Origin of the sequence: Mycobacterium sp. (genome assembly GCF_032162105.1) — a bacterium.
Taxonomy (GTDB): Bacteria; Actinomycetota; Actinomycetes; order Mycobacteriales; family Mycobacteriaceae; genus Mycobacterium.
Window position 1 is genome coordinate 1 of record NZ_JAVRPS010000461.1, and the last position, 7146, is coordinate 7146.

Genomic DNA, 7146 nt, shown 5'->3' on the forward strand with positions numbered 1-7146 from the left:
CGCAGGCGCATACGATGTGTTGGCCCGGATCCGGGCCAACAAGCGTCCCGCCCAGCCCGCAGGCGAGCGGTGCGAGATGTGCGCCGAACCGATCGCCGACGAGCACCAGCACGTCGTGAACGTCGCAGCGCGCCAACTGATGTGCACCTGCCGCGGCTGCTATCTGTTGTTCTCCGATCCGCATGCCAAGCTGCGTTACCGTGCGGTGCCGGATCGATACCTCACGTTCTCCGACTTCACGCTGGACCGTCGCGCGTGGGAGGCGCTGCAGATTCCCGTCGGGTTGGCGTTCTTCTTCCACAACTCGGAGATGGACAAGACCGTGGCCTTCTATCCGGGTCCGGCGGGCGCCACCGAGTCCGAGCTGGACCTCGACGCGTGGAGCACCATCAGCGGCGCCGACACCCGATTGGGCATGCTCGCCGACGACGTCGAAGCATTGTTGGTGCGCGTTCCCGATCGCGATCACGCGGACCCGGATCTCAATGCCCCCGCCGAGTGCTATCTGTAGCCCATCGATGCCTGTTACGAGTTCGTCGGCAGGTTGCGAATGTTGTGGCGGGGCTTCGATGGTGGCCACGAGGTCCGCGAGTTCGTCGACGAGTTCTTCGATCGGATCAAGGCGCGCAGCAAGGTGGCCTCGATGTGACCGGCCTGACCTTCACCATTTTGGACGTGCTCGCCGAACCGTATTCGGTGACGCCACGACTCACCGCGCGCATCGGCATCGTCGCCAGTGACGACGAGCCGATCCAGGCCATCGCGCTGCGATGCCAGATTCGCATCGAACCGTTGCGGCGCCCGTACTCCGACGAGGAGGCCGAAGGTCTGGTCGACCTGTTCGGGCCACGGCAGCGGTGGGTGAACACCCAACGCACGTTCCTCTGGCAGCACAGCACCGCCATGGTGCAGGGCTTCACCGGCGTCACCGAGATCTCGATGCCGCTGGAGTGCACGTACGACTTCGAGGTTGCGGCGTCGAAGTATCTGCATGCCCTGCGCGACGGTGCGATCCCGCTGTTGTTCCTGTTCAGTGGAACGGTTTTCGTCCAGGGCGAGCGTGGGTTCTCGGTCCGCCAGGTGTCATGGGAGTGCGAAGCGCAGCACGAGATGCCGGTGGCGGTCTGGAACGATCTGATTCGAATGCACTACCCGAACACCGGCTGGGTGCGGCTCGGGCACGACACCGTCTCCGCGCTGGCCGCCTACAAGTCGGCCCGGGGAATGCTCGACTTCGAGGACGCGATCACCACGCTGCTGGCCGAAGCGCCCGAGGCCTCGATGCCGACCCCTCAACCCGAGGAGGTCCGGTGAAACCCACCTGGGACCGGGCGCGAGCCATCGCCGATGCGGTGCTCTACGAGGGCTATCTGCTTTATCCCTACCGCGCCACCTCCAGCAAAAACCAATCCCGCTGGCAGTTCGGGGTGGTGGGGCCGCCGGGTGCAGCCGACGCCGGCCTCGGTGAAGACGACAGCCTGTCGGCACAGTTCTTGATCGACGGTGACAGCGAATTGACACTCGTCGTGCGCTTTCTTCAGCTGCAGCACCGTCGCGCCGAGCGCGATGCCGGCGGCGGAGCGTTCGAGCCCGTCGACGAACTGACCAGCGGCTTGCAGTCATGGGTCACCTGGGATGAGGCGGTGGAGTGCGAACTGTCCTTCGGGCCATTCAACATCGCCGACCTCGAACAGCCACGCACCCTGCCCGTGGCTGTCGCGGCAGGCAAGGACACCGAGGACGTGGACGGTGGCAGGCTCATCCGCACCAGGGAAGCGATCAGTGCCGAGTTGAGCATTGCCGCCGAACGCGACGAGGGCCTCAACCGGGTCAGCGTGTCGGTTCGCAACACCGGTCCGGCCGCGGCGGACAAGGACAGTGCGATAGCGACGTCCTTGATCGGAACCCACGTCATCGGCGAAGTCGTTGGCGGAGAGTTCGTTTCACTGCTCGAGCCGCCCGACTCAGCCGCCGGTCCGGTATCCCGCTGCGCCCGACACCGCTGTTTCCCCGTGCTGGCCGGGCGACCCGGCGAACGCGACCTGCTGCTGATCTCGCCGATCATTCTCTACGACCATCCCGAGATCGCCGAACAGAGCGAGGGTGCACTCTTCGACTCCACCGAGATCGACGAGATTCTCACGCTTCGGGTGATGACGATGACCGACGAGGAGAAGGCGCAGGCGCGCGCCACCGACCCATTGGCGGCCGAACTCATCGACCGGTGCGATTCGATGTCGCCCGACGCCATGCAGCAGTTGCACGGCATCCTGCGCAACCCACACGCGCTCGGCGTGGAGTACGAGGACCCGAGACTCGACGAGTTGGACGAGCAGATGCGGTCCGCAGGTTTGATCCCGGAGATCCCCGACGGTGTCGACTGGTGGGATCCGTTGGCCGACAACGCTGTGCGTCCCGACATCGATGCCGTGTTGGTGAACGGGGTGCGGGTGGCCGCGGGCAGCCGGGTTCGGCTGCGGCCGAGTCGCCGGGCCGATGCGCAGGACATCTTCTTCGCGGGGAAGTCCGCGCGTGTGACCTCGGTACACGAGGACGTCGACGGCCAGAAGTACGTCGGCGTCATCGTCGAGGCCGATCCAGACATCGAGATGCCCGACTCGTACGGCCGTTACCTGTACTTTTCGCCGGACGAGGTCGAACCGCTCGATGCTCGAGTAGTCAGCCCAGATAGGAGTTCATGATGGACGTAGTTGGTTGGGTCGCAACAGGTGTCGTTGCCGTGGTCGTCGTGGGAGGAGTGCTGATCGGGCTCCGTTCCATTCCGGACATGCGGCGCTATATGAAGATGCGGAACATGTAGCTCCGGTCCGTCAGCAATGACAGCCCGGATCCTGGTGGCCGGGATCGGCAACATCTTCCTCGGAGACGACGGCTTCGGACCCGAGGTGATGCGTCACGTCGGTGGGTGGCCGGCTGAGGCTGGTGTGCATCCGGTCGACTACGGAATCAGGGGTATGCACCTCGCCTACGACCTGCTCGAGGAATGGCGCGCGGTGGTACTCGTCGATGCGGTGCCCAATCGCGGTGCACCCGGAACGTTGCACGTCTTCGAAGCCGACCACGAAAGCCTTTCCGCCACGGTTGGTCTCGAAGCGCACAGCATGGATCCGGCGGCCGTGTTCGCCACGCTGACCGCACTGGGCGGGACTGCGCCTCGCACGATCGTCGTCGGCTGCGAAGTGGAGAACATCGAGGAGGGCATGGGCCTGTCCGAACCAGTGGCCGCGGCGGTACCAGGTGCCGTTGCGGCGATCAACGACGTCGTCGCCGACCTCGCCGCTTCCATCACGACATCCGCGGAGGGCTGAGCGATGTGTCTGGGCATCCCCGGTCAGGTCCTCGGAATGGTCGAGGGGTACGGCGACCAACTGGCACTCGTCGACGTGGCAGGGGAACCCCGCAAGGTGAACATCGGCATGCTGCCCGAAGAGACGTTCAGGGCAGGCGACTGGGTGATCATCCACATGGGCTTCGTTGTCGAGAAGACCGACCAGGCAGGGGCCGAATCCGCCATGGCCGGTCTGGAACTGATGGGCCGCGGCGCCACCGAGGAACCACCGCCATGACCGTCCGGCGCAGGAAGCGCGTCTGCGTGCACGGCGTCGTCCAGGGCGTGGGATTCCGGCCGTTCGTCTATACCTCCGCGGCCGCCCATGGACTGTCCGGATCGGTGCGCAACGACAGCTCCGGTGCGATCATCGAGGTCGAGGGAGACGAGCAGGACATCGCCGCATTCCTGAGCGAGCTGGTCCGGCGGCCGCCTCCGCTGGCGGTCATCGAAGGCATTGACCACCAAGACATCCCGGTCGTCGGCGGCACCGGGTTCGAAATCGCCGACACGTCGCGCTCGGGCGGTGGCCGCACGCTGGCCTCCCCCGACGTCGCGATGTGCGCCGACTGCGCGGCGGAGTTGTGCGATCCGGCCGACCGGCGTTATCGACACGCGTTCGTCAACTGCACCAACTGCGGCCCCCGCTTCACCATCATCGCCTCACTCCCCTATGACCGCGCCGCGACGACGATGGCGCGCTTCCCGATGTGCGCCGACTGTGCCCGCGAGTACGCCGACCCCGGCAACCGCCGCTTCCATGCGCAACCCGTCTGCTGCCCCAACTGTGGTCCCGCCCTGCGTTTTCGGGACCACGACGGCCATACTGCGGACGCGGCGGACGGCTTGCGCCACGCCCGACGCCTCCTGCGCGACGGTGGCATCCTCGCCGTCAAGGGCATCGGCGGCTATCACCTGGCCTGCGACGCAGGCAACGACGCCGCGGTGACCACACTGCGTCAGCGAAAGCAACGTGGTGACAAACCGTTCGCGGTGATGGTGCCCGACCTGGAGGGGGCGCGCGAAGTCGGCGAGGTCGACGACGCGACGGCCCGGGTGCTCACCGGCCAGCAGCGCCCCATCGTTCTGCTACCGCGCCGCGCAGGGGCGCCGGTGGCCAATGCGGTCGCACCACACAATCCCGACCTCGGCGTGATGCTGGCCTACTCGCCCTTGCACGCACTGCTGTTCGGGCTGTCCGGCGACGAGCCGGGTCCGCGGGCCCTGGTGATGACGTCCGGCAACCTCGGTGGCGAACCGATCTGCTTCTCCGACGACGACGCACTCCTGCGGCTCGCGGGCCTGGCCGACGGCTGGCTGATGCACGACCGGGAGATCCTGGTGCCGTGCGATGACTCGGTGGTCCGAGTCGTGAACGGCGACGAGCTGCCCATCCGGCGGTCCCGTGGCTACGCCCCGCTGCCGGTCGCCTTGCCGGTCAACGTGCCGCCGACGCTCGCCGTCGGGGCCGATCTGAAGAACACGCTGGCCGTCGCCGACGGAAAGTACGCGTGGTTGAGCCAGCACATCGGCGACATGGACGACCTCGCCACGCTCTCGGCATTCGACGCCGCCCAGCGTCACCTGTGTGCACTCACCGGCGTCGAGCCGGAGGTCGTGGTCGCCGATGCCCACCCGGGATATCGCTCGACGGCATGGGCAAGCCGCAACTGCGCCGCGTTACCCGTACGGCACGTGCAGCATCACCACGCGCACATCGCATCCGTGATGGCCGAGCACGGGCTGGACGGTTCCGAGAAGGTGCTCGGGTTCGCCTTCGACGGCACCGGCTACGGCCCCGACGGCGCCGTCTGGGGCGGCGAGCTGCTGCTCGCCGACTACAAGGAGTACCGCCGGTTGGCCCACCTCAAGTACGTCCCGCTGGCCGGTGGTGACATCAGCGTGCTGCGTCCCTACCGGATGGCGTTGACCCACCTGTGGGCGGCCGGAATCGCCTGGGACCCCGACCTTCCGCCGGTCCTGGCCTGTCCCGAGGACGAACGCCGCGTGCTGCGCCATCAACTCGAGACGGGGCTGGCCTGCGCCCCGACATCCAGCATGGGCCGACTGTTCGACGCCGTCGCGGCGTTGGCCGGCGTGCGCCAGGAGGTCGCCTACGAGGCGCAGGCAGCGATCGAACTCGAAGGTCTGAGCCGCGGCGTCGACGGCGGCAGCCGATACTTCTTCGGCGTCGACACGGGGCGCCAGCCGGCGGTCGTCGATGCCGCTCCCCTCCTGTCGGCCGTGATCGCCGATGTCTTCGACGGCGTGTGCGCGGCGGTGATCGGCGCGCGGTTCCACCGGGCGGTCGCCGACCTGATCGTCGATCTTGCCGAGGCGAGCGCCTCGTTGTCGCGCACGGTCGCATTGTCCGGCGGGGTGTTCCAGAACGCTCTGCTGCTACGGCTGGCCGTACACGGGCTGCAGGCCAAGGGATTCGACGTGATCACGCACCGCCACGTCCCGCCGAACGATGGCGGCATCGCGCTCGGCCAGCTGTTGGTGGGGAATTCGGTATGAGAGAAGGAGGACGCCCATGTGTCTAGCGGTTCCGGGAAAGATCCTGAGTTTGTCCGACCGTGACGGCACCCTGATGTCGCTCGTCGATTTCGGCGGCATTCAGAAGGATGTCTGCCTGCAGTACATCCCCGATGCGGCCATCGGAGAGTACGTCGTCGTGCACGTGGGATTTGCGATCCAGCGACTCGACGAGGAGTCGGCGATACGGACACTGGCCGAGTTCGAGCACCTTGGCGTGCTCAACGAGGAATTCGGCGACGGGTTCGAGATCGCGGCAAAACAGGCCGGAGTGCCCGTTCCGGGCAGCACTGCAACAACCGAGGTGAAGCCATGAAGTACCTGGACGAATTCAGCGACCCCGACCTGGCAGGCAAGCTCGTCGATCAGATCCGCGCGGCCACCACGCGGCGTTGGGCGATCATGGAAGTGTGTGGCGGGCAGACGCATTCGATCATCCGCCATGGGATCGACCAGTTGCTGCCCGACGAGATCGAGATGATCCACGGCCCCGGCTGCCCGGTGTGCGTCACTCCCCTGGAGATGATCGACAAGGCGCTCGAGATCGCGTCCAGGCCCGACGTGATCTTCTGTTCGTTCGGGGACATGTTGCGCGTGCCGGGCAGCAAGAAGGATCTGTTCCGGATCAAGAGCGAGGGCGGCGACGTCCGGGTGGTGTACTCGCCACTGGACGCGCTCACCATTGCCAGGGAGAATCCGGACCGGCAGGTGGTGTTCTTCGGCATCGGGTTCGAGACCACGGCGCCCGCCAACGCGATGACCGTGTATCAGGCCAAACGGCTTGGGGTGAAGAACTTCTCGTTGCTGGTGTCGCACGTGCTGGTGCCGCCTGCGATCGCGGCGATCATGGAATCGCCGACCTGTCGGGTGCAGGCGTTCCTTGCCGCCGGGCACGTGTGCTGCGTGATGGGGACCGACGAGTACCCGGAGCTCACCGAGAAGTACCAGATCCCGATCGTGGTCACCGGGTTCGAGCCGCTGGACATCCTGGAAGGCATCCGGCGCACGGTGATTCAGCTGGAGTCCGGACGCCACGAGCTCGAGAATGCCTATCCGCGGGCGGTGCAGGCGGAGGGCAACAAGGCGGCCAAGGCGATGCTCGAGGACGTCTTCGAGGTCACGGACCGCGCCTGGCGCGGTATCGGCATGATCCCGCAGAGTGGTTGGCGGCTTTCACCCGCCTACCGGGACTTCGACGCCGAGCACCGATTCTCGGTCACCGGCATCCACACCGCCGAGTCGGACATCTGCCGTTCGGG

Annotated in this window: 8 protein-coding genes and 1 pseudogene; all 9 read left to right on the forward strand. The window is 66.6% G+C overall.

From position 1 onward, the window contains the following. Positions 1-649 (forward strand): annotated as a pseudogene (locus tag QOC69_RS23650) (DUF5947 family protein); the annotation flags it as partial. Then, positions 646-1314 carry a DUF6084 family protein gene (locus tag QOC69_RS23655; protein ID WP_526444167.1) on the forward strand — a complete coding sequence of 223 codons (669 nt, stop codon included), beginning with the start codon at positions 646-648 and terminating at the stop codon, positions 1312-1314. The pseudogene QOC69_RS23650 and the gene QOC69_RS23655, both read left to right, overlap by 4 nt. Beyond that, complete coding sequence (locus tag QOC69_RS23660) at positions 1311-2702, forward strand: hypothetical protein (RefSeq protein WP_526444169.1); 1392 nt, start codon at positions 1311-1313, stop codon at positions 2700-2702. Before QOC69_RS23655 ends, QOC69_RS23660 begins: the two co-directional genes overlap by 4 nt. Continuing rightward, positions 2702-2821, forward strand: a complete 120-nt coding sequence (locus tag QOC69_RS23665) for a DUF6893 family small protein (RefSeq protein ID WP_526444181.1) — start codon at positions 2702-2704, stop codon at positions 2819-2821. The genes QOC69_RS23660 and QOC69_RS23665 overlap by 1 nt, the downstream gene beginning before the upstream one ends. Positions 2822-2837: 16 nt before the next feature. Next, positions 2838-3329: a hydrogenase maturation protease gene (locus QOC69_RS23670; RefSeq protein ID WP_526444171.1), complete on the forward strand. Its 492-nt coding sequence runs from the start codon at positions 2838-2840 to the stop codon at positions 3327-3329. Positions 3330-3332: 3 nt separating this feature from the next. Next, positions 3333-3587: a HypC/HybG/HupF family hydrogenase formation chaperone gene (locus tag QOC69_RS23675; protein WP_526444173.1), complete on the forward strand. Its 255-nt coding sequence runs from the start codon at positions 3333-3335 to the stop codon at positions 3585-3587. Continuing rightward, complete coding sequence (gene hypF / locus QOC69_RS23680; protein WP_526444175.1) at positions 3584-5869, forward strand: carbamoyltransferase HypF; 2286 nt, start codon at positions 3584-3586, stop codon at positions 5867-5869. The genes QOC69_RS23675 and hypF overlap by 4 nt, the downstream gene beginning before the upstream one ends. A gap of 16 nt (positions 5870-5885) precedes the next feature. Beyond that, the gene (locus tag QOC69_RS23685) at positions 5886-6203 is read left to right on the forward strand and encodes a HypC/HybG/HupF family hydrogenase formation chaperone (RefSeq protein WP_526444177.1); all 318 of its coding nucleotides are present in this window, start codon (positions 5886-5888) and stop codon (positions 6201-6203) included. Then, the coding region (gene hypD, locus QOC69_RS23690; protein ID WP_526444179.1) for a hydrogenase formation protein HypD at positions 6200-7146 on the forward strand (947 nt) is incomplete at its 3' end. The genes QOC69_RS23685 and hypD, both read left to right, overlap by 4 nt.

What these genes read in the sequence shown, in the direction of transcription:
- hypF (WP_526444175.1), top strand. Translation starts at nt 3,584, where the DNA reads ATGACCGTCCGGCGCAGGAAGCGCGTCTGCGTGCACGGCGTCGTCCAG.
- QOC69_RS23665 (WP_526444181.1), top strand. Translation starts at nt 2,702, where the DNA reads ATGGACGTAGTTGGTTGGGTCGCAACAGGTGTCGTTGCCGTGGTCGTC.
- QOC69_RS23685 (WP_526444177.1), top strand. Translation starts at nt 5,886, where the DNA reads ATGTGTCTAGCGGTTCCGGGAAAGATCCTGAGTTTGTCCGACCGTGAC.
- QOC69_RS23670 (WP_526444171.1), top strand. Translation starts at nt 2,838, where the DNA reads ATGACAGCCCGGATCCTGGTGGCCGGGATCGGCAACATCTTCCTCGGA.
- QOC69_RS23675 (WP_526444173.1), top strand. Translation starts at nt 3,333, where the DNA reads ATGTGTCTGGGCATCCCCGGTCAGGTCCTCGGAATGGTCGAGGGGTAC.